This window comes from Klebsiella sp. CTHL.F3a, assembly GCF_019890895.1.
Taxonomy (GTDB): Bacteria; Pseudomonadota; Gammaproteobacteria; order Enterobacterales; family Enterobacteriaceae; genus Klebsiella; species Klebsiella grimontii.
This window is the reverse complement of the sequence record NZ_CP082360.1, coordinates 4,930,048-4,951,139: the sequence shown is the minus strand read 5'-3', so window position 1 is coordinate 4,951,139 and position 21,092 is coordinate 4,930,048. Positions and strand designations below refer to the sequence as shown.

At 61.1% G+C, this 21,092-nt stretch carries 22 protein-coding genes; 1 reads left to right on the top strand and 21 read right to left on the bottom strand.

Going from position 1 to position 21,092, the window contains the following annotated elements; all coding sequences use genetic code 11:
* Positions 1-25: 25 nt before the first annotated feature.
* The 8 genes from panC to thpR form a co-directional block, all read right to left on the bottom strand.
* Entirely contained in the window at positions 26-880 is an 855-nt protein-coding gene (gene panC, locus K7H21_RS23240; RefSeq protein ID WP_004129047.1) for a pantoate--beta-alanine ligase, read from the bottom strand.
* An 11-nt stretch (positions 881-891) separates the two neighbouring features.
* Positions 892-1,683 (bottom strand): 3-methyl-2-oxobutanoate hydroxymethyltransferase, encoded by a 792-nt coding sequence (gene panB, locus K7H21_RS23235; protein ID WP_004098680.1) that lies wholly within the window; start codon positions 1,681-1,683, stop codon positions 892-894.
* A 118-nt stretch (positions 1,684-1,801) separates the two neighbouring features.
* Positions 1,802-2,281, bottom strand: coding sequence for a 2-amino-4-hydroxy-6-hydroxymethyldihydropteridine diphosphokinase (folK, locus tag K7H21_RS23230; protein ID WP_004129049.1), 480 nt, complete (start codon positions 2,279-2,281; stop codon positions 1,802-1,804).
* Positions 2,278-3,675 carry a polynucleotide adenylyltransferase PcnB gene (gene pcnB / locus K7H21_RS23225; RefSeq protein ID WP_071830632.1) on the bottom strand — a complete coding sequence of 466 codons (1,398 nt, stop codon included), beginning with the start codon at positions 3,673-3,675 and terminating at the stop codon, positions 2,278-2,280. Before pcnB ends, folK begins: the two co-directional genes overlap by 4 nt.
* A 51-nt stretch (positions 3,676-3,726) precedes the next feature.
* Entirely contained in the window at positions 3,727-4,608 is an 882-nt protein-coding gene (gluQRS, locus tag K7H21_RS23220) for a tRNA glutamyl-Q(34) synthetase GluQRS (protein ID WP_004129053.1), read from the bottom strand.
* 61 nt (positions 4,609-4,669) lie between these two features.
* On the bottom strand, positions 4,670-5,125 hold the full coding sequence (dksA, locus tag K7H21_RS23215) for an RNA polymerase-binding protein DksA (protein ID WP_004098689.1): 456 nt from the start codon (positions 5,123-5,125) through the stop codon (positions 4,670-4,672).
* A 164-nt stretch (positions 5,126-5,289) separates the two neighbouring features.
* Positions 5,290-6,006 carry a DNA/RNA nuclease SfsA gene (gene sfsA / locus K7H21_RS23210; RefSeq protein ID WP_004129055.1) on the bottom strand — a complete coding sequence of 239 codons (717 nt, stop codon included), beginning with the start codon at positions 6,004-6,006 and terminating at the stop codon, positions 5,290-5,292.
* Positions 6,006-6,542, bottom strand: a complete 537-nt coding sequence (gene thpR, locus K7H21_RS23205) for an RNA 2',3'-cyclic phosphodiesterase (protein ID WP_223035396.1) — start codon at positions 6,540-6,542, stop codon at positions 6,006-6,008. Before thpR ends, sfsA begins: the two co-directional genes overlap by 1 nt.
* A gap of 72 nt (positions 6,543-6,614) precedes the next feature.
* On the opposite strand from thpR, the gene hrpB reads away from it, so the two are divergent.
* Positions 6,615-9,044: an ATP-dependent helicase HrpB gene (hrpB, locus tag K7H21_RS23200; RefSeq protein WP_223035395.1), complete on the top strand. Its 2,430-nt coding sequence runs from the start codon at positions 6,615-6,617 to the stop codon at positions 9,042-9,044.
* A gap of 97 nt (positions 9,045-9,141) precedes the next feature.
* Here the strand turns inward: hrpB and K7H21_RS23195 are convergent, their stop codons facing one another.
* From K7H21_RS23195 to gspC, 13 genes are read right to left on the bottom strand one after another with little or no spacing between them, the layout of a single operon-like run.
* The gene (locus K7H21_RS23195) at positions 9,142-9,942 is read right to left on the bottom strand and encodes a prepilin peptidase (RefSeq protein ID WP_142468517.1); all 801 of its coding nucleotides are present in this window, start codon (positions 9,940-9,942) and stop codon (positions 9,142-9,144) included.
* Positions 9,942-10,700 carry a type II secretion system protein N gene (locus K7H21_RS23190; protein WP_049114765.1) on the bottom strand — a complete coding sequence of 253 codons (759 nt, stop codon included), beginning with the start codon at positions 10,698-10,700 and terminating at the stop codon, positions 9,942-9,944. The genes K7H21_RS23195 and K7H21_RS23190 overlap by 1 nt, the downstream gene beginning before the upstream one ends.
* Complete coding sequence (gene gspM / locus K7H21_RS23185) at positions 10,690-11,175, bottom strand: type II secretion system protein GspM (RefSeq protein ID WP_087828445.1); 486 nt, start codon at positions 11,173-11,175, stop codon at positions 10,690-10,692. The genes K7H21_RS23190 and gspM overlap by 11 nt, the downstream gene beginning before the upstream one ends.
* Positions 11,168-12,364: a type II secretion system protein GspL gene (gene gspL / locus K7H21_RS23180; RefSeq protein ID WP_142468516.1), complete on the bottom strand. Its 1,197-nt coding sequence runs from the start codon at positions 12,362-12,364 to the stop codon at positions 11,168-11,170. Before gspL ends, gspM begins: the two co-directional genes overlap by 8 nt.
* Complete coding sequence (gene gspK / locus K7H21_RS23175; RefSeq protein WP_087828443.1) at positions 12,357-13,337, bottom strand: type II secretion system minor pseudopilin GspK; 981 nt, start codon at positions 13,335-13,337, stop codon at positions 12,357-12,359. Before gspK ends, gspL begins: the two co-directional genes overlap by 8 nt.
* Complete coding sequence (gspJ, locus tag K7H21_RS23170) at positions 13,334-13,930, bottom strand: type II secretion system minor pseudopilin GspJ (RefSeq protein WP_087828442.1); 597 nt, start codon at positions 13,928-13,930, stop codon at positions 13,334-13,336. Before gspJ ends, gspK begins: the two co-directional genes overlap by 4 nt.
* Positions 13,927-14,292 carry a type II secretion system minor pseudopilin GspI gene (gene gspI, locus K7H21_RS23165; protein WP_049115511.1) on the bottom strand — a complete coding sequence of 122 codons (366 nt, stop codon included), beginning with the start codon at positions 14,290-14,292 and terminating at the stop codon, positions 13,927-13,929. The genes gspJ and gspI overlap by 4 nt, the downstream gene beginning before the upstream one ends.
* Positions 14,289-14,801, bottom strand: coding sequence for a type II secretion system minor pseudopilin GspH (gspH, locus tag K7H21_RS23160; protein WP_213223450.1), 513 nt, complete (start codon positions 14,799-14,801; stop codon positions 14,289-14,291). Before gspH ends, gspI begins: the two co-directional genes overlap by 4 nt.
* Positions 14,801-15,223, bottom strand: a complete 423-nt coding sequence (gspG, locus tag K7H21_RS23155) for a type II secretion system major pseudopilin GspG (RefSeq protein WP_004098709.1) — start codon at positions 15,221-15,223, stop codon at positions 14,801-14,803. The genes gspH and gspG overlap by 1 nt, the downstream gene beginning before the upstream one ends.
* Before the next feature lie 20 nt (positions 15,224-15,243).
* Positions 15,244-16,449 carry a type II secretion system inner membrane protein GspF gene (gspF, locus tag K7H21_RS23150; protein WP_142446007.1) on the bottom strand — a complete coding sequence of 402 codons (1,206 nt, stop codon included), beginning with the start codon at positions 16,447-16,449 and terminating at the stop codon, positions 15,244-15,246.
* A 1-nt stretch (position 16,450) separates the two neighbouring features.
* On the bottom strand, positions 16,451-17,944 hold the full coding sequence (gene gspE / locus K7H21_RS23145; RefSeq protein WP_004129080.1) for a type II secretion system ATPase GspE: 1,494 nt from the start codon (positions 17,942-17,944) through the stop codon (positions 16,451-16,453).
* The gene (gene pulD, locus K7H21_RS23140) at positions 17,941-19,923 is read right to left on the bottom strand and encodes a GspD family T2SS secretin variant PulD (protein WP_223035394.1); all 1,983 of its coding nucleotides are present in this window, start codon (positions 19,921-19,923) and stop codon (positions 17,941-17,943) included. Before pulD ends, gspE begins: the two co-directional genes overlap by 4 nt.
* Positions 19,924-20,763: a type II secretion system protein GspC gene (gene gspC / locus K7H21_RS23135; protein ID WP_223035393.1), complete on the bottom strand. Its 840-nt coding sequence runs from the start codon at positions 20,761-20,763 to the stop codon at positions 19,924-19,926.
* Between the last annotated feature and the right edge of the window lie 329 nt (positions 20,764-21,092).

Genomic DNA, 21,092 nt, shown 5'->3' with positions numbered 1-21,092 from the left:
GTATTGCCCGATTTTTAACCCGTGTCTACCGAGTGAGCGCCACTATCTGGTTGTCGATCAAACGCGCTTCGCCGAGCCACGCCGCCATCAGGATCACCGCGCGCTGGCTGCTTTCGGTCAAATCGAGCAGCGTATCGGCGTCGCGGATCTGGATATCATCGGCGCGGAAGCCTTGTTCGTTCAGCTCCTGCCCGGCAATCGCGATCAACTCATCAAGGTTGCGCTCGCCGGCCGCCAGTTTCTCCGCCGCGCGATTCATCACCTTATATAGCCCTGGAGCGATTTTGCGCTGCTCTGCGCTGAGATATCCGTTGCGCGAACTCAGCGCCAGCCCATCTTTCGCGCGCATAATCGGTACGCCGATAATCTCGATGTCGTAGCCCATATCCGCGACCATTTTGCGGATCAGCGCCAGCTGCTGGAAGTCTTTTTCGCCGAAGCAGGCGACGTCCGGTTGGATCAGGTTGAACAGTTTGCTAACGATAGTGGAAACGCCGCGGAAGTGGCCTGGACGGCTGGCGCCCTCAAGCATCGTCGACAGCCCCGGGACATCGACGTAGGTCTGGCTTTCGGTACCCTGCGGGTAGATTTCCGCCGCGGCAGGCGCGAAGACCAAATCGACCTTCCGTTTGTTCAGCTTTTCGCAATCGTCCTGCAGGGTGCGCGGATAGCGCGCCAGATCCTCAGCGCGGTCAAACTGCATTGGGTTGACGAAGATACTGGCCACCACCACATCTGCGCTGGCTTTGGCGGTATCAACCAGCTTCATATGGCCATCGTGCAGGTTGCCCATGGTGGGAACCAGCGCAATGCGCTTGCCCTCCTGGCGTAAACGGCGGATATGCTGGCGCAGCAGCGGCAGGGTTTCAATAATCAGCACAACAACACTCCTTAATGGAAACTGTGTTCTTCGCCCGGATAGACGCCGGACTCCACTTCGGCAACATATTGCCGTACCGCGGCGCGCATGTCGCCCGCTGTGCTCAGGAAATTTTTGGCGAATTTTGGAATATGGCCGCCGGTAATACCGAAAGCGTCATGCATGACGAGGATTTGTCCGTCAGTAACGTTGCCCGCGCCGATACCAATCACCGGGATGGTTAACGCCTCGGTGACGCGTTTCGCCAGCTCAACCGGTACGCACTCCAGCACCAGCAGCTGCGCGCCCGCCGCTTCCAGCGCCAGCGCATCATCCAGCAGAACTTGCCCGGCATCGCCGCGGCCCTGAATTTTATACCCGCCGAAGACGTTCACCGACTGCGGGGTCAGACCGAGGTGCCCGCACACCGGTACCGCACGCTCGGCAAGCATTTTCACGGTATCCGCCAGCCAGGCACCGCCCTCGATTTTGACCATGTTGGCTCCCGCGCGCATGACGATGGCGGCGTTCTCAAAGGTTTGTTCCGGCGTGGCGTAAGCCATAAACGGCAGGTCAGCGAGCAGCAAACAGTTCGGCGCGCCGCGGCGTACCGCACGCGTGTGATAGGCGATGTCTTCAACGGTCACCGGCAGGGTGGAATCGTGGCCCTGCACCGTCATGCCCAGCGAATCGCCGACCAGCATCACGTTAATACCCTCATCGGCGAACAGCTTTGCAAAGCTGTAGTCGTAGGCGGTGATAGTGGCGAAGCGTTTCTTCTCCTGTTTACATTTCTGCAGCAGGGCGATTGTGGTCGGTTTCATAACGTTTCCTGATGATGAAAGTCATATTAACCGGCATTCTAACAGCAGCATTCAGGGGGGCAATGGTTTTAGGCAACCGATTACCACGATCGCCGTAATTGTTAAAAACGAAGGGTTATTACCAGAGAGCGGGTTTTTCCGCGCCGAGATTTGCCAGAACAGCCGGTAATGCCGGACCGTCGGGGAAACGCAGGTCGGGGGCGATTTCAAACAGCGGCCACAGCATAAAACCGCGGTTTTTCATATCGTAGTGCGGTACGGTCAGGCGCGGGCTAGTAATCACTTCATCGCCGAACAGCATGATGTCGAGGTCCAGCGTGCGCGGTCCCCAGCGTTCGGCTTTACGCGTGCGGCCCTGATGCAGTTCAATACGCTGGGTGTGGTTGAGCAGCTCTTCTGCGGCCAGCGCGGTTTCCAGCGCGACGGCGGCGTTGAGGTAGTCAGGTTGATCCTGCGGCCCCAGGGGCGGCGTGCGGTAGAAAGAGGAAACCCTTATTACCCGGCTTTCGGGTATGTCCGCCAGCGCGTTAACGGCAGCGTTGACCTGCTCCAGCGGAGAGGCCAGATTGCTGCCAATCGCGATATAGACGAGCGTCATGCGCTACCTTCGCGGCGCGGCGCGCGTTTGCGCGGACGACGGTGGCGGCGGCGCGGGGCCGGATCGTCGCCTAAATCATCCAGCATATCTTTCTGATCCGGCGGCGCGGCGACCTGGAACTCGCCCCACCATTTGGTCAGACGCTGCAGCTCGCTGCTGTTTTCGGCGCCGGCGCGCAGCTCCAGCAGATCGTAGGCGGCGCGGAATTTTGGATGCTCCATTAGCTTCCACGCGCGTTTACCCTGACGGCGGGACATCCGCAGCTGAAGCTGCCAGATATCGCGCACCAGAGTGGTAATACGTTTCGGGATGGCCAGCGTACGGCAGGCCTCGTCCAGCACGTCGTTCATCGCCAACGCGAAGGCATCGTAGTAGGCCAGCCCGCTCTCCTGAGCGATTTTCTGCGCCGTTTCCAGCAGCGGGTACCAGAACATTACCGCGAACAGGAACGCCGGGTTAACGCGCATATCGTTGCGAATGCGGGTATCGGTATTCTTTAGCACCTGGCTGATGATGCGCTCCATTGGACTATCGCCGCGCTCGGTGAAGTAGCGGGTAATGGTCGGGAACAGCGGCTGGAACAGATTATATTCGCGCAGCAGGATATAGGTTTCATAACCGTCGCCGGCCTGCAGCAGCTTCAGGACTTCTTCAAACAGACGCGCCGGCGGCACATCGTGCAGCAGCGTCGCCAGGCGCGGGATCGGCTCGGCGGTCTCTTCACTGATGCTCATACTGAGCTTCGCCGCAAAACGCACCGCGCGCAGCATGCGCACCGGATCTTCGCGATAGCGGGTTTCCGGATCGCCGATCAGGCGGACGACGCCATCCTGCAGATCTTTCATGCCACCGACGTAGTCGCGGACGGTGAAATCCGCCACGCTGTAGTAGAGGCTGTTGATGGTAAAGTCGCGGCGCTGGGCATCTTCTTCAATCGAACCGAAGATGTTGTCGCGCAGCAGCATGCCGTTCTGGCCGCGCTGGGAGGTGATGCGATCGGTAGTGTGGCCTTCATGATGGCCGCGAAAGGTGGCGACTTCGATAATTTCCGGTCCGAACATCACGTGCGCCAGGCGGAAGCGGCGGCCTACCAGACGGCAGTTGCGGAACAGCTTACGGACCTGTTCCGGAGTCGCGTTGGTGGTGACGTCAAAATCTTTAGGTTTTTTGCCCAGCAGCAGATCGCGTACGCCGCCGCCGACCAGCCACGATTCGTAGCCCGCCTTATTGAGTCTGTACATGACCTTGAGGGCATTTTCACTGATATCTTTGCGGGAAATTGCATGCTGCTCGCGCGGGATAACCGTCATATGTAATTGTTCGACGGCGGCTTCTGCCTCGCGCTCTTCACGGCTTAGCACCTTACGGCAAAAATTAGCGACTCGGGTAAAAATGGTACACCTCGTAGTGTCAGACAGACTTCAGGACAAAAAAATAGCGGCTAATCATAGCTCAGCGGAACGCATTTGAGAATGCTGGATTTGCTCCGGCCGCCAGTTCGCTATCGCGTACTTGAGTAAATCCTCAATACAGAGCGTCTGCCATTCCTGAATGACATCCTGATTAAGAAACGTTAACGCCCGCACAATTTCCGGGCGCGGATCGCCTTCAGGCAGCGCCGGAGCGTGGTTTTGCTTCGACAGTTTATTGCCCTGCGCGTTGAGGGCCAGCGGCAAATGGATATAGTCCGGCGCCTGCCAGCCAAAATGCTGATAGAGCGAAATTTGCCGCACCGTCGGCTCGATAAGATCGGCGCCGCGGACGATTTCGCTGACGCCCTGAAAATGATCGTCCACCACCACCGCCAGATTATAGGCGAACAGCCCATCGCGACGGTGGATAATAAAATCTTCCCGCGCCAGCGGCTCATTGGCGACGAGCGTACCGCGCAGCCGATCGTAAAATTCAAGGACAGGACGCGTTTGCCGCAGGCGCAGAGCGGCGTTTTCCGCGCCGAGGCGTAAATCCCGGCAGTGGCCGTCGTAAATACCGCCAATAGCGTGGGTACGCGCGCGGGTGCAGGTGCAGTAGTAGCAGAGGCCCTGCTCGCGCAGCCAGGCGAGGCGCTCGCGATAAGCTTCGTGGCGTTTTGACTGCCAGAGTACCTCTCCGTCCCAGTGCAGGCCGTAGTGTTCTAATTGACGAAGAATGGTGTCCGCGGCGCCTGGGACTTCTCGCGGCGGATCGATATCTTCAATGCGCACGCGCCAGATACCGTTCTGCGCCCGAGCCTGCAGATAGCTGCCAAGCGCGGCAATCAATGAACCGAAGTGGAGTTCGCCGGAAGGTGAGGGGGCAAAGCGCCCGATGTAGTGTGAATCTTTCATGATATGACTAAAACATCAGGGCGGGAGAAAGCTCCCGCCAGAGATGTGCCAGCGAAGTGAATTAGCCTGCCATCTGTTTTTCGCGAATTTCCGCCAGCGTTTTGCAATCAATGCACAGGTCGGCGGTCGGACGCGCTTCCAGACGACGGATACCAATCTCGACGCCACAGGATTCACAGAAACCGAAATCTTCGTCTTCGACTTTTTTCAGCGTTTTCTCGATCTTTTTGATCAGTTTACGTTCGCGGTCGCGGTTACGCAGCTCCAGGCTGAACTCTTCTTCCTGAGCGGCACGGTCTACCGGATCCGGGAAGTTAGCAGCTTCATCCTGCATATGCGTTACGGTGCGATCCACTTCATCCCTAAGTTGATTACGCCACGCTTCAAGAATGCGCTTGAAGTGCGCCAGCTGGGCTTCGTTCATATACTCTTCGCCCGGCTTCACTTGGTACGGCTCCACCCCAGCGATGGAGAGAATACTCAGGGACGATGTTTTACGGTTTTGCCCTTCTTGCATGTTGCTTCTCCTTAACACGCACTATCGATCCCCGTGTTGGGGGAAAAATCAGGCCGCTATAAATAGCAGATGCTTTTCCGGATAGCAATTATCTAAACGTTACACTTGACAACCCTGTGAGGAAAAGCGTATTTGCGCTCGCGACCCGAATACTATTTAGCCGTTTATTTACCGGGGGTTAACACCACGGTAATCGGCTTATTCAGAGTCATCATCTCAGTAGAAAGTTCCGCCTTGTACGCGAGAATTTCCACCCCCTTGTTTTGCGCCTCAATCAATAGCTGTGCGTATCTGGCATCAATATGATGCGCGGGAGAGAAACGGTCGATCGCCGAGTGCAGCACGGCGAACAAAATCACCGCCCGATCGCCCGCCGCCGCCACGCTCATCAGCTCCCGCAGGTGCTTCTGGCCGCGTTCGGTAACCGCATCGGGGAAGTAACCGTATTCCTTTTCCGCCAACGTAACCGATTTCACTTCAATATAGCAGTTTTGTTGGTCATCTGCTTGTAACAGAATATCAATGCGGCTGCTTTCATCACCATACTTCACTTCGCTTTTCAGCGTGTTATAGCCCAAAAGCTCGGGAATATTTCCTGCCAGAATCGCCTCTTTCGCCAACGTGTTAGCACGTAGAGTATTAACACAAATTGTCGCGCCTTCTACGGTTTCGGTTATTTCCCACGTGTGGGCATATTTGCGTTTAGGATTATCTGAAGTCGAATACCAGACGGTATCGCCCGGCGCGGCGCAGCCGGTCATGGCGCCGGTATTGGGGCAGTGCAGGGTCAGCTCGCGACCGTCGGGGGTGACCACATCCGCGAGAAACCGTTTGTAACGTTTAATGAGGGTGGCGGACCGTAGCGGGGGAGTAAATAGCATCAGCTTTCCTTGTCGAAAGGGTAACGTTCCAGCGCCTTGTAGCGGGTACGGCCGCGGCTAAAGCTGGATTCGTAGAGCACAAATTCGTTGACCGCAAACGCCCAGCGAAATCCGGGCGGCGGAATAGGCACCGCGTGGCGCGAGTCGCGCAGCAGGGTGACATGCGGATGAAACGGCTGCGGGCTCTGATAGCAGCCGCTGCGGGCGGCCTGGGCGCGCAGCATATTCGCTAATTGCAGAACCCCGCGCGGCGGCTGACGAGTGCCCAGCCATACCACTCGCGAACGCAGCCACTGCCCGGCATCGTCAAGGGTCAGGGTAAAGCCCGGCTGGCGAATTCGTTCGGCCATTGCTGATAGCGCCCGCTGTTTATCCGCGCTCACTTCGCCAAGAAACGCCAGCGTCAGATGGAGGTTTGCCGCCGTCACCGGTCGACCCGCATCTTCGGGAAAGCTGGCGGCGCGCCAGTGAACGATCTGCTGCTGAACTTCTGCGGGAAGTTCAAGGGCGAAAAACAGCCTTTTCGGCTCGGACATGATAGAGACTCGGTAATGAATTACCGGGATGCTACAATGCTTGCCCGCAAATGTTAACCTCCGGAGCGCTTCGTGTCCTCATTGCCGGTTGCCGCCGTCCTCCCTGAACTTCTTTCTGCCCTGCGGCATGCGCCGCAGGTTCTGCTTAATGCGCCAACCGGCGCCGGGAAATCCACCTGGCTGCCGCTGCAAATCCTCGCGCAGGGTGAAATTAGCGGGCGCATTATCCTGCTGGAGCCGCGGCGGCTGGCGGCGCGTAACGTGGCGCAGCGGCTGGCAGAACTGCTGGGGGAGAAGCCCGGCGAGACCGTGGGCTACCGCATGCGCGCGGAGACCTGCGTCGGGCCGAACACGCGCCTCGAAGTGGTGACGGAAGGCATTTTGACGCGGATGATCCAGCGCGATCCGGAGCTGAGCGGCGTGGGGCTGGCGATCCTCGATGAGTTTCACGAGCGCAGCCTGCAGGCGGATCTGGCGCTGGCGCTGCTGCTCGACGTACAGCAGGGGCTGCGCGACGATCTCAAGCTGCTGATTATGTCGGCGACGCTCGATAATGAGCGCCTGCAGCGTCTGCTGCCGGAGGCGCCGGTTATCGTTTCCGAAGGGCGCGCGTTTCCGGTTGAGCGGCGTTTTCTGCCGCTGCCGGCCCATCAACGGTTTGACGAAGGGGTGGCGATTGCCGCTGCGGAACTGTTGCGTAGCGAGAACGGTTCAATGCTGCTATTTCTGCCCGGCGTCGGAGAGATCCAACGGGTACAGGAGCGGCTGGCGGAGCGGGTGGCGAGCGATGTGATCCTTTGCCCCCTGTACGGCGCGCTACCGCTGAACGAGCAGCGCAAGGCGATACTGCCTGCGCCTGCCGGGATGCGCAAGGTGGTGCTGGCGACCAATATCGCCGAAACCAGTCTGACCATTGAGGGGATTCGTCTGGTGGTGGATAGCGCCCAGGAGCGCGTCGCCCGCTTTGACGCCCGCACCGGGCTCACTCGCCTGGTCACGCAGCGGATCAGCCAGGCCTCGATGACCCAGCGCGCCGGACGCGCCGGGCGTCTGGAACCGGGGATCTGCCTGCATCTACTCGCTAAAGAGCAGGCCGAGCGCGCTGCGGCGCAGAGCGACCCGGAAATCCTGCAGAGCGATCTGTCTTCGCTGCTGCTGGAGCTGTTGCAGTGGGGATGCCAGGACCCGGCCCAGCTTAGCTGGCTGGATTTGCCGCCTGCGAACAATCTGGCTGCGGCCCGACGTCTGCTCACCGACCTTTCTGCGCTGGAAGGCGAGCGGCTGTCGGCGCACGGGCGCAAAATGGCGGCGTTGGGTAACGAACCGCGCCTGGCGGCGATGCTGACCGCGGCGGAGGATGCCGATAGCGCCGCCACGGCGGCTAAACTGGCGGCGATCCTTGAAGAGCCGCCGCGCGGCGGCCATAGCGATCTTAGCGCGGCGTTTGCCCGTCAGCAGGGCAACTGGCAGCAGCGGGCGCAGCAGCTGATGAAAAGGCTGACGGTGCGCGGCGGTCAGCCCGACGCCGACAGAATCGCGGCGCTGCTGGCCTCCGCTTTTGCCGACCGTATCGCCCATCGCCGCGGCCAGGAGGGGCGCTACCAACTGGCTAACGGGATGGGGGCGATGCTCGACGCCGACGATGCGCTGAGCCGCCACGAATGGTTGATTGCGCCACTGCTGCTGCAAGGGAGCGCATCGCCGGACGCCCGGATCCTGCTGGCGCTGCCGGTCGATATTCACGCGCTGATTGAGCGGTGTCCGGCGCTGGCCCAGCGCTCCGATATCGTCGAGTGGGATGAGGCGTTAGGCACGCTGAAGGCCTGGCGGCGCACCTGTATCGGACGCCTGGTGATTAAGACCCAGCCGCTGGCGAAGCCGTCGGAAGAGGAGTTGCATCAGGCGATGCTCAACGGGATCCGCGAGAAGGGGCTGAGCGTGCTTAACTGGACGCCGGAAGCGGAGCAGCTGCGTTTGCGACTGCACTGCGCGGCGCAGTGGCTGCCGGAGGAGGCATGGCCGGCCGTTGATGAGGCATCGCTGCTGGCCTCGCTTGAACAGTGGCTGCTGCCGCAGATGGCGGGCGTCCATTCGCTGCGCGCGCTGAAGGCGCTGGACGTGCGTCAGGCGCTGCAAAACTGGCTGCCGTGGCCGCTGCGCCAGAAGCTGGACAGCGAACTGCCCACGCACTATACGGTGCCGACCGGTAGCCGCATCGCGATTCGTTATCACGATGATAATCCTCCGGCGCTGGCGGTGCGGATGCAGGAGATGTTTGGCGAGGCGACGACCCCGACCATCGCTCAGGGGCGGGTGCCGCTGGTGCTGGAGCTGCTGTCGCCGGCGCAGCGCCCGCTGCAGATCACCCGCGATTTAGGCGCATTCTGGCAGGGGAGCTACCGCGAAGTGCAAAAAGAGATGAAAGGGCGCTATCCGAAGCATGTCTGGCCGGACGATCCGGCCAATACCGCCCCGACCCGGCGCACCAAAAAGTATTCGTAACCGGAGAGTTTCCGGGTTGCGGCGTAAGCGCCTTACCCGGGCTACCGGACCAGCACCGCCCGTAGCCCTGCTAAGCGCAGCGCGAGCAGGGGATATTTTATACCTGGCTCCACAAAAAGATGCCGCCGCCCGCCAGCGCCAGCCAGGGCCCGAAGGCCAAAGGCTGCTGGAGCGACTGCCGGGTTATCAGGCGCTGCAGCAGCGTCCAGACCAGGCCGCTGGCGGAAGCCAGCAGCAGCGTCTGCGGCAGCGCCTGCCAGCCGAGCCACGCGCCGAGCGCCGCCAGCAGCTTGAAATCGCCGTAGCCCAGCGCCTCTTTACCGGTCAGCAGACGGAACACCCAGTACACCGACCACAGCGACAAATACCCGGCCATCGCGCCAATGACCGCCTCCGCCAGCGGCGCGAAGGTATCGGAAAGATTGAACAGCAGACCGGCCCACAGCAGCGGTAGCGTCAACCCGTCCGGCAGCAGCTGCGTTTGCGCGTCGATGGTAGCAAGAATCAGTAGAACCGACAGCAGAAGCAAGCCGCCCAGCAGCGGTATGCCCGGAGGTATCAGGTATCCGACCAGCATAAACAGCGCGCCGGTCGCCAGCTCCATCAGAGGATAACGAGGCGAGATGGGTTCCCCGCAGCAGCGCGAACGTCCCTTAAGAAACAGGAAGCTCAGCAGCGGGATATTGTCCCGCCAGGCGATGGGCTCACGGCACTGCGGACAGAACGACGCGGGAAAACAGAGATTGATTCCCTCTGCGTGCGCCATCATCAGCGGTAAACGATGGATAACGACGTTAAAAAAGCTGCCGAACGCCAGTCCGGACAGGAATAAAAAGCCGCCCCAGATTGACGGGTATTGCGCGGCGAACTCGGGTAATAACGCGATGTTTTCGAACATTATTTTTTCTCCTCGGATAGCCACTCTCCTTGCCACCGCCACGGTATACGTCCCTGCTCATCTTTACGGCCGTTTTGCGCGAGCAGCAGCGTCAGCAGTGCCGGAGCCGCCTGACGAGGTTGTAGCGTACCGTTAAACGTATAGCGCCCGTCGGGCGTTAGAACGCCCTGTCCGGTGAGGCTGAGCTGATGGGAGTCCTGGGTCAGGGCGACAGCCAGGGCGCCCGCCGGGGTACAGCTTAATTTGCCGTTGACCTGGGCCAGTTCGAGCGACCCGGCGGGGGAGCTGAGCGCCGCGTCCCGCCACTGCACGGTGCTGGCGGTCATCTGTCGGCAACCGCCGGCGTTAAAGCGGGCCTCGGGCAGCGTCAGCACAACCTGACCGCGGGCCTCCAGCGGTATGCCGGATGCTAACCGCTGGCTGATTAAACGGGCCGGAGCTTCGAGTCGGCCCTCGCGCACCACGAATTCGTTCAGACCGTGCAGCCAGACCTGGCCGCGCAGACCGGAGGGATCGTTAAAACGGATATGCCAGCCGGGAAGCCAGGACGAGAAGCCAAATTCCCAGCGTAAATAGGCTAATTCAACGCCGCGCCAGCTGGCCTGAAGGGCTTCTCCCTTCCACAGGGTGCCTGTTGGTTCGACGAGCCGCGCGCCTTCCGGTAGCGCCAGAGTCAGCAGACGCGCCGGCGCGCTGAACAGCAGCCAGAAGAGATAGATCGCCGCCAGCAGCAGGCCGATAGTGAGTCTATTTTTCATCGCTGCGCTCCAGCACTAGCGTATTAATCGTCACCCAACCGGGCTGCTGCGCCACGGCGGTCACCGCCAGGGTGGCGGTGGTCATCCCCGTCTGACCCAGCGCGTCCAGCCATGCCATCAGCGCCTGGAAATCGGCGGGCTGTACGGTAAGGCTCAGGCGGGAGCCCTGCGGCTGCAGGCGAACGATAGCGATGCCGTGACGGGCGGCTTCGCGCATAATCACCGTCGAGGGTTCTTCCAGCGCGGCAGAAGGTTTCCGCTGGTTAAGCTGACGGAGAAGGGGCGTCTGCTGGCGCATCCACTGCAGGCTGGCCTGCTCCCTGGCCAGCGTTTGCCGCCACTGCGCTTCGCGGTTTTGCCACGGCTGCCATAACGTGTAATAGACCAGGCCGATGAGCAGCGCTACGACCATCCCCAGCAGCAGATACCGTTCGCGGCGCGTACGCTGTTGCCATAAGGTGAGCAGGTTATGCATCGTCCCCCTCCAGCGTCAGGCGCCCTTCAATACCGTCGGCGCGCGGCTTCATCTCGCCGGTCTGCACGCGAAACCCCGCCCGCGCCCGCTGGCTGAACTGCTCCATGGCCTGCGAGGAAACGGCGGATATCTCCAGCTGCAGCGCGTTGCGCGCGGCATCAAAGCTCAGCGTCCGCAGGCGGATGCCCGGCGTGTCGTCGATGATTTGCTGCAGCGCGCCGAGCCGCGAGATAAGCGCTGGCCGGGCGCCCGCGTTTTTCATCTCTCGCAGATGCTGCTGCATTTGCTGGCGCGGGTTGACGACGTTCTTTTCCGTTTTGAACCACTGGCGGTAAAAATCACGGCTGGCCTGCACGGCGGCGTCGGCCTGCTGTCCCAGCATGAGATGATCGTGGAGGCGATTACCGCTCCACAGCAGCAGTAGCGCCAGCGCCCCGGCGATTGCCGGGCGCCAGCGTCGTGGCGTCAGCTGCCGGCGGCGTTTAGCAGCAAAATCGCCCTGGCGTAAGCAGATTCTGCGCGCATCGGGATTGGCCGCCGCCAGCGCCAGCAGATCCTGCGCCGGGAGAGGCTGCCACGGCGCGGCGATATCCGGCGGCGGCGAGTAGCAGGCGATGGGCGCGAGGTCTTGCCAGTGGGTCAGCAACGGGTCGAGCCATACGGTTTCCACCGCCATTCCGCCCCACGAATCACAGCGAAACAGCCATTGCTCGCCGCAGCGTACGGCGCTCCAGGCGGTGGGACTGTGCGGTAGGGTAAGGACATCCGGCGTCAGGGCCAGCACGTTCAGTCCGAGCCCCTCGCACCAGGCCTGCCAGGCGCGCATCTTTTCCCGCCCGACCACCGCCACGGCGCAGTCGGTTTTGTGCTGGTGGAGCAGGGCAAAGTGGCTCTCCTCAACCTCCGTCGCCAGCTGTTCTTCGAGTAAAAACCCCAGCGCCTGCTGTGGTCTTCTGCGCGCCCCGGCGGGCAGAGTGACGCGATGAAATGCGCAGTCGCTGGCGGGCACCAGTACCCAAGCCGGATGGCGCTGCGCCAGCAGGCTGAGCGTCCGATCGTCAGCGTCAGGATGCCACTCTCCGGCCTGCGCCGCGTCGCCCGGCGCGGCAAGCCGCCATATCGCCGTCACGGCATCAGGATTGAGGCGAACAATCAGCACGGCGGCGGAAGAGGTATGGTGGTTATTCATCGGCTACCCAATAGATTCCGTAGCGCCGTTGGACGACGCCGAAGGTACGCCCCTGCTTTTGCAAGAGGCTGCGTTGCTGATAGCGGGCGCTGCCCATCACCACGCTAAAGGTGGCGATAAAACGCTCGCTGCGCACCGCCAGCCACGGACGTGCGGCGGCGGTATCGATTTTTTGTAATGTCGGTTGCGACAGGAAGGCGGCGACGCTGCTCCAGCCGGTAGCCGCGCGAGCCTGCAGCAGCTGCCGGGCTTCAGAGACGGTGAGTTCAGCGGGGAAGATCGCCGCCAGCAGCGCGGCCTGAGCGGGCTGCAGGGTATTGACGTTCACCTGCAGCGCATCCTCCGGAAGGGCGCAGACAAATGGCAACAGGCGCTGATAGAGCGCGGCGTCCATCCCGGCCAGCAGACGCAACTCGCTGACGTCCTGCAGCGGCTGATTGCCGGTCAGATAGCCGGGGGATTGCGCCATATAGACTTCGTCTTCCGCGCCGTTCAGCAGCGCCTGGCGATCGTCATCGACCCAGTCGCGCAGGGCGGCGGTCAGCTGTAAGGCGCGCAGCGGCTCGCTGCCGAGGTTCTCCAGGAGTCGGGTAAAGATCTGTGCGGGGTAAGGTATTTCGTCGCTTTCGTCGTCGCCACGCTGGTTAATGGCGTTGAGGTTGAAGCAGGCCTGAGCGTCGGTCATTGTGGCGTAGATCTCGCCGTCATTGACCGTAAAGCGGCGTCCCTGCTGGGCCCAGTTCTGCGCCAGATGGGTCTGGTTCGGCGAGTCGATCGCGTCGCGTTGCAGCAGAGCCGCCGCGAGGGTTTCCGCCCCCAGCGCGTACCATTTGGCCTGCAGGTTATCGAGGGTGGTGGCGGTTTGCTGGTACATCCGCGCGCTGCGCTCGGTCATGGCGCTCGCCAGCACCATCATCAGGGCGAGGATCAGCAGCACCATAAGCAGGGCGACGCCGCGCTGGCGGTTGTTCATCGACTGCCTCCCGGCGTAAGCAGAAACAGTCGGCGGATCTCGCCGTACGGCTCCAGCGTCAGGGTGACTTCCAGCCCCTGCGGCAGCGTCTGCGTCTGCAACCATTCATCCTGCCAGCGGCCGCTGGCGTAAAAGCGCAGGCGAAAAGCCTGCACGTTGCGCAGCATAACGGTCACCGTTGGCAGACTACCGGGCAGCGGGTCCTGCTGCTCGTAGCTCAGACGTTCCAGTTGGCTGTCGCGCAGGCGGTAGCTGACGTTCTGAATTTCCGAACGCGGCAGGATCCCCAAAGGATTGGGCCAGCCGTTGCGGCTAAAGGCGATCGCCCAGTCGTCGCTGCCGAGCTGAAAGCGCCCGGCAAAAAACAGGCTCGCGCTGTCGCGGCTGCGGCGGGGAATGATTTGGCTAAAGTCCGCCGCCATCTGGCTGAACGTTTGCTGTAACGCCTGCATGCGCCCGCCCTTATCGCGGGTGAGCGTATCGGCGCGCATCACGTTTTGCAGCACCGTGACCGCGGCGACGCTGAGCGCGGCGAGAATGGCCAGCGCCAGCAGCATTTCGACGAGGGTAAAGCCGCTTGAGCGCCGGATCATGGCGACGTCACGTAGGTGCGCAGCGAAGAGATCGCGGTCTTATCGCTTTTGGCGTGGCGGACCTCGACGTCCAGAGCCCGCAGCTGAGGCAGGTCGGTCTCCACCCCCTGCCAGCGAATATGCCAGCTGACGCCTGCCGCCTGCACCGTGGTTTCCGACCAGCTCAGCGCTGGCCAGCGGTTTTCCAACCGGAGCTGTACCAGCTGATTGTCCGCCAGCCAGCTAGCGAGGGTTTTCTCCTCCATGCGTCCCAACTGGCGGGTTTGCTGGAGCGTGGCCTGCATCACCGCCAGCCCGGCGAGAGCGAAGACGACCAGGGCGACCATGACTTCAATCAGCGTCATACCGGACTGCTTTTTCATTGCGCCTCCTGCGCTGCGGGCAGGCTTTTGCCGCGGGCGTTATACGCGATACCTGGCGCCTCGCCGATGGTCAGCCGGAACGGCGTCATCTCCCCGCCGGGAAAGATCAGCACATCGGGATTGTCGCCCGGCGTCCAGGCATCGCCCTGCGGAAAGGCGAGGTTCAGCTTGCCCCCGGCGCTTCTGCCCGAAGTGGCGACGCGTCCGGCGCGCAGCGGCAGCCAGCGATAGCCGCTCCAGCCGTCGTCGGCGGGTGCCGGATCGGCGCCATCGCGGGCCTCCAGAACCAGAAACTGCCAGCGGTCTGGGTGCACCGAGACGCCAAAGAACTGGCCGGTTTGCAGCCCTCGCTGCTGGACAAAGTGCAGCTGCGCTTCAAAGCGCGCCAGCGTCTGCGCCGCGCTATCGTCGCGCGAGGCGGGGAAGGCCAGCAGCACCATGCCCGCGCTGACCCCCATCAGCAGCAAAATGAGCATCATCTCCAGCAACGTAAAGCCGCGCTGTCGCACTATTTCTTCCCGATCGTCCAGTTGCCGATATCGTCATTGCTCTCCGGCACGCCGTCCGGCCCAAGGCTGAAAATATCCACCTGTCCGTGCTGGCCGGGGCTCAGTAGCTGGTAATCGCTGCCCCAGGGATCCTGCGGCAGACGGCGAATATAGCCGCCTTCGGGATAGTTGCGCGCGTGCGGCTCGGCGGATGGCGCGCTGACCAGCGCCTGCAGCCCCTGCTCGGTGGTGGGATAGCGGCTGTTGTCCAGTTTATACATGTCCAGCGCGCCCTCGAGCGCCACAAGATCGCTGACCACTTTTTGCCGGTCGGCCTTTTCCTTGTTGCCCATCAGGTTGGGCACCACGAGGCTGGCGAGCACGCCGAGGATAACAATCACCACCATGATTTCCAGTAAGGTGAATCCGCGCTGTCGTTGCATATTTTTCTCCATTAGAACAATTACATACTCATCAAAGTATTGAGCTGCAGTATCGGCTGCAGGATGGCGAGGACGATAAACAGCACCATGCCGGCCATTGCCACTACCAGCAGAGGTTCAAACAGACTGAGGGCCAACTGAATTTGCGCGCTCAGCTCCCGGTCCTGGTTATCCGCCGCGCGCTCCAGCATGCCGTTGAGCTCGCCGCTCCGTTCGCCGCTGGCGACCATGTAGCGCATCATCGGTGGGAAAAGCTGGGTCATTTCGAGCGCGCGATGGAGGCTGACGCCTTCGCGCACCGCGTCGCTGGCGGCTTCCAGCTGGCGCTTCGCCCAGGCGTTGCTTAACACTTCCGCGCTGATGCGCATCGCCAGCAGCAGCGGAACGGCGCTGGCGTTGAGAATGCTCAGGGTGCGGGCGTAGCGGGCGCTGTTAACGCTGCGCGCGACCCGGCCAATCAGCGGCAGGCGCAGCAGCAGCCGGTGCCAGGCCAGTCGCTTTGTCGGCTGCCGCAGCAGGTAGCGCAGCAGCAGAGCGATGAGCATGGCGGCCAGCAGCAGCCACGGCCCGGCGGCGCGCAGCATATCGCTCATCGCCATCAGCAGGCGGGTGGAAAACGGCAGCGCCTGCTTAAGGTGGATAAACTGATCGACAACCTTCGGCACCACCGTTGAAAGCAGAATCACAATCACGCTGACCGCCACCAGGGTCAGCACGATGGGGTAAATCATCGCCTGCAGCAGGCGGGCGCGAAGCTGCTGGCGCTGCTCAGTGTAGTCCGCCAGCCGGTTCAGCACGCCGTCGAGGTGGCCTGAAGCTTCTCCGGCGGCGACCATCGCGCAGTAGAGCGCGTCGAAGCAATTCGGGTAGCCGCGCATCGCTTCCGCCAGCGAATGGCCTTCCAGCACTTTGCCGCGTACGCCGGCGATCAGCGTTTTCAACTGCGGTTTTTCACTCTGCTGGGCCACCGCGTCGAGCGCTTTTTCCAGCGGGATGGCGGCGGCGACCAGCGTCGCCAACTGGCGGGTGACGAGGGCGAGATCGCGGGCGCCGGTGCGGCGGATAAAGCGCAATGGCCTGCCGCCGCCGGCTGCCGGGTCGATGTCAAGCGCCAGCCAGCCCTTTTCTCGCAATAGCTGGCGCGCGTGGCGGGCGGAGTCCGCCTGCTGGACGCCGCGCCGGGGTTTGCCCTGTTCGTCAAGGGCCTGGTAACGAAACAGCGTCATTTCAGGAAGCCTCCGCGATCGGCTGCTCGGTGACCCTTAGCACCTCTTGCCAACTGGTGATCCCGGCCAGCGCCTTTTCCCGCCCGGCGCGGCGTAGGGTCATATAATCCGCCCCTAGCTGTTGGATCAGCGTCACCTCATTTTCGCCGCGGTGGATAGCCATGCGTACGCGATCGTCCACCAACAGCAGTTCGTGGATGCCGGTGCGTCCGCGATAGCCGGTAAAACCGCACTCGGCGCAGCCCCGGGGCTGCCAGAGCGCCGTGCCGGGGGCGATCTCCATCTGGCGGGCGGCGTCGGCGTTTGCCGGTTCCTGCTGGCGGCAGTGCGGGCAGAGTCGGCGCACCAGCCGCTGCGACATCACCGCCAGCAGCGAGGTGGAGAGCAGAAAAGGCTCCACGCCCATGTCCTGCAGGCGCGAGATGGCCCCCAGCGCGCTGTTGGTGTGCAGCGTCGAGAGCACCAGATGGCCGGTTAACGAGGCCTGTACGGCGATTTGCGCCGTCTCGCCATCGCGGATTTCGCCCACCAGCACCACGTCAGGGTCCTGGCGCAAAATAGCGCGCAGCCCGCGGGCAAAGGTCATATCGACTTTCGCGTTAACCTGGGTCTGACCGATGCCCTCCAGCTCATATTCGATGGGGTCTTCAATGGTCATGATGTTGCGTTCCCGCGCGTCGAGGCGGCTCAACGCGGCGTAGAGGGTGGTGCTTTTTCCCGAACCGGTCGGCCCGGTCACCAGCACGATGCCGTGCGGGCGGGCGATCAGCCCATCTACCTGCTTCAGCAGGGCGGGAGTCATCCCGAGGGTCAACAGGTCGAGATTGACGCTATTTTTATCGAGCAGACGCAGCACCACGCGCTCGCCGTAGCTCGACGGCAGGGTGGAGACGCGCACGTCGACGGCGCGTCCGCCAATGCGCAGCGCCATGCGCCCATCCTGAGGAATGCGCTTTTCGGCGATATCCAGGCTCGCCATCACCTTAATGCGCGAGATCAGCAGCGCGGCGAGGCGGCGCTGGGGGCGCAGGATTTCGCGCAGGACGCCGTCGACGCGAAAGCGAATTTGCAGGTGGCGCTCATAGGTTTCGATATGAATATCCGAGGCTTTCTCTTTGATGGCCTCGGTAAGCATGGCGTTAATCAGGCGAATAATCGGCGCGTCGTCTTCGCTGTCCAGTAGGTCGTCGGTGTCCGGCAGCTCTTCGGCAAGGGTGTATAAGTCCAGCTCGTTGCCGATATCCGCCATCATGCGTCGGGCCTCGGCGGAGTCACGCTGATAGCTCAGCACCAGCAGCTTTTCGAACGCCTCTTCTTCCAGCCGCTCGAGGCGAAACGGCATCGCGGCGACCCGGCGGACTTCCAGCAGCGCCTGCGGCGCGGTAGCGGCGAGGCAGAAAACCTCGCAGCTTTCGCCGTTGCTGAGGAGCATCACGTTGTGCGCGCGGGCGTAGCCGAAGGGGAGCAGCGGGCGTCGTTCAGCGGCGGGGGTCATAGATTGCCTCCCAGATTGAACGCGTCGATAGCGGCGCTGACCTGGCGGAACGCGGCGGTATCCTGGCGCGGGTAGATCTCCAGCAGATCCTGATTCAGCATCGCGTCATTGTTCTCTTTGCCGCGCTGTTTGCTCTGGGCGTCATTAAAGGCGGTGTACTGCCCGGATGAGGCCTGACGGTACTCGTCGCGGTCGCGGATCACCGTCGGGCGGATAAACAGCATCAGGTTGCGCTTGGAGACCTTTTTACTGGTGGAACGGAACAGCGCGCCAATGACCGGAATATCGCCGAGCAGCGGTACCTTGTCGGCGGTGTCGGAGACGCTTTTATCCAGCAGGCCGCCGACGACCACCGTCTCGCCGCTGCCGACCAGCACTGCGTTATTGACCGTGCGGGTATTGAAGGTCGCGCCGAGATCCGAACTGGTGCTGGAGGCGGCGTCCGCCACGCTGGAGACCTCCTGTTCAATCTCCAGCAGAACTGAATCGCCTTCGTTGATTTGCGGCTTCACTTTCAGCTTGATGCCGACGGTTTTACGCTCGACGGTATTGAAGATGTTATCGCCGGAGGTGGTTTGCGAGCCGGTGAGTACCGGGACCTCCTGGCCGACGTTAAAGGTGGCTTCCATGTTGTCGAGGGTAACGATGCTCGGCGTGGCGAGAATGTCGTTCTTGGTGCTGCTGGAGAGGGCGGTTAATAGCATCGCCCAGTTGCCCTGGTAGAAGCCGGCGGCAATGCCGTTGAAGGAGCTTAAGGCGCTGGCCAGCGAGCTGCTGACGGTGCCGTCTTTGTTGTACTGGTTGGCCCCGGCGATGGCGGTGGATATCGGCAGGCCGCTATTGGTGAACTGGGTCATTCCGGCATTTTTATTGGCCCACTGGATGCCGAGGTTCAGACCGTCAGCGTCCTGCACTTCGGCGATAATCGCTTCGACCAGCACCTGCGGGCGGCGGATATCAAGCTGGGCGATTACCCGTTCAAGGTCGTTCATCACGTCCGGGGCGGCGGTGACGATCAGGGCGTTAGTCTGGCCATGCGCTTTGATAATGATATTTTTATCCAGCGCCGCCACCGGCTTCGCGGCCTGCTTTTCGCTCTGCATCGTGCTGCTGATGCCGGTCAGCACTTCGACCAGGTCGGAGGCTTTGGCGTATTTCAGGTAGATCACTTTAGTATTGCCCTGCGTCGCCTGCTGGCGATCGAGCTGCTTAATCATGGCGATGATTCGCTGGCGGGAGTTCGGCTCGCCGCTGACCAGTACCGCGTTGGTGCGTTCATCGGCCACCACGTTGGCGACCATCGAGCCGGGCAGCGCTGATTTGCTGGTGTCCTTGTTGAGTTCGGTCACCAGCTTGACCACATCGGCGGCGGAGGCCCAGGCGAGGGGAACGGTTACTACGCTTCGGTCTCCGGCGTTATCGACGCGTTCGACGATGGTTAGCAGCCGTTTGATGACCGCCGCGCGGCCGGTCATCAGCAGGACGTTGGAGGGTTCATAGTGCACCACGCTGCCTGCGCCAGCGTTGTCGTTAAGCTGGCGCAGCAGGGGCGCCAGATCGCGGGCGGCGACGTTGGTCAGGGGCACCACGCGGGTGACGACCTCATCGCCAATACCCGGCGCAGCGTCGCTCGCCACCGGCACCGCGGCGGTTTTCGCGTCCTTCGAACGCATCACTTTCAGGACGCCGTTATTCATATTAATCACCGCGAAGCCGTAGACATCGAGCACGCTGAGGAAGAATTGATAATATTGCTCTTCATTAAGCATGTCGTAGCTGCGTACGGTAATGGTGCCGCGCACGCTGGGATCGATAATGACCGTTTTATTCAGGTTTTTACTCACCGTATTGATAAATTCCTGAATGTCGGTGCCCTTGAAGCTCGCGGAAAACTCTTCCGCCGCGGCTGGCCTGAATAACAGTGCGGCGAATATCAGCAGCGTCAGGGAAAATGAGCGGATAACGTTGGCGATGATCAATTATTCATCCCTCAGGGCTAGATAAATATCGTTTTTCTGGCCGTCGCGTTCAACGGTAAGGGTTATTTCAGTTAATTCCGGCAACTGGTCTAATACCTGGCGAGCCTGCTCTTTATCGCGTAAATCCAGACCGTTGAGGGCTATCGCCAGATCGTTTTCCCGGAGACCCGCCTGGCGAAATAGCGCTGGGTCTTTGCCCGGGTTCAGGCGATATCCGCTGAGCTTGTCATTAACCATGACTGGCGAAATATTAAGGTAATGAAGAATATTTTGCGGCTGCGCGCGGAGCTCCTGCGCCAAGTGGCGGGCTGGCGGCGCGGCGCTATTTTTGCTGGCAGCGGGCGGGTCGTTAAACAGCGGGATAGCCTCGTTTCTGCCGCGGTAATTAACAATCAGGCGGTCAGGGAAAATAGCGACAATTTTCGCCTCTCCGCCCGGCGTATTATCGCCAATCACGAGGCTAACCTGTTGATTTTCTTTCATCATTATGGCGATGGCGCGGGACGGGTCGGTGCTGGCAAGCAGTCCGGTAACGCGAAGTTTGAGCGCCGAAACGGGCGCCTGGTCGAGGTTGCCGCCGGGCGCGGAGGCGGGGGTTTTCTCCGCAAGGCCAAACAGCGTAAAGCGCGGCAGCGCCGTTTCCGGGGTAGGGGCTGCGGGTGCCGTCATATCGGCAGAGCTCAATACGTTATCCGTAAAGTTTACCGGGATAATTATTTTCCAGGTTAATTGCGCGAGCTGCTGGCAGATAAAAAATAATATGATGGAGGTCACAATATGAGGCGCATATTTTATTATTTTTTTATTTGGTATTGTTAATCTCATCACGGAATTATGCATTTTTATTCCTTTGCTCATTCTATTTCCCTCAACAAAAGGTACCGCCCTACCGATATGGGTGGGGCATTTTTTATTTTTGAGCGTGCTTATTGCGGGAATCTGCGTAGGTCGCGGTGAATCATAAAGAGTTTGGCTATTGCGGTCGTCATTCCCTTTTTATTTTTACTCCTCCGGCCGCCTACGCCCCCGGAGGATGAGTGAATGGATGATTGAACCTAAGAGAGCAAGAATATCTAATTATCGACGCTTTAAAGATATGCTCGTCATTTTTCATGGTGCTGTAATGCACTCTGAATAATTTCGTTCATAGAACACTTCATATAATTAAT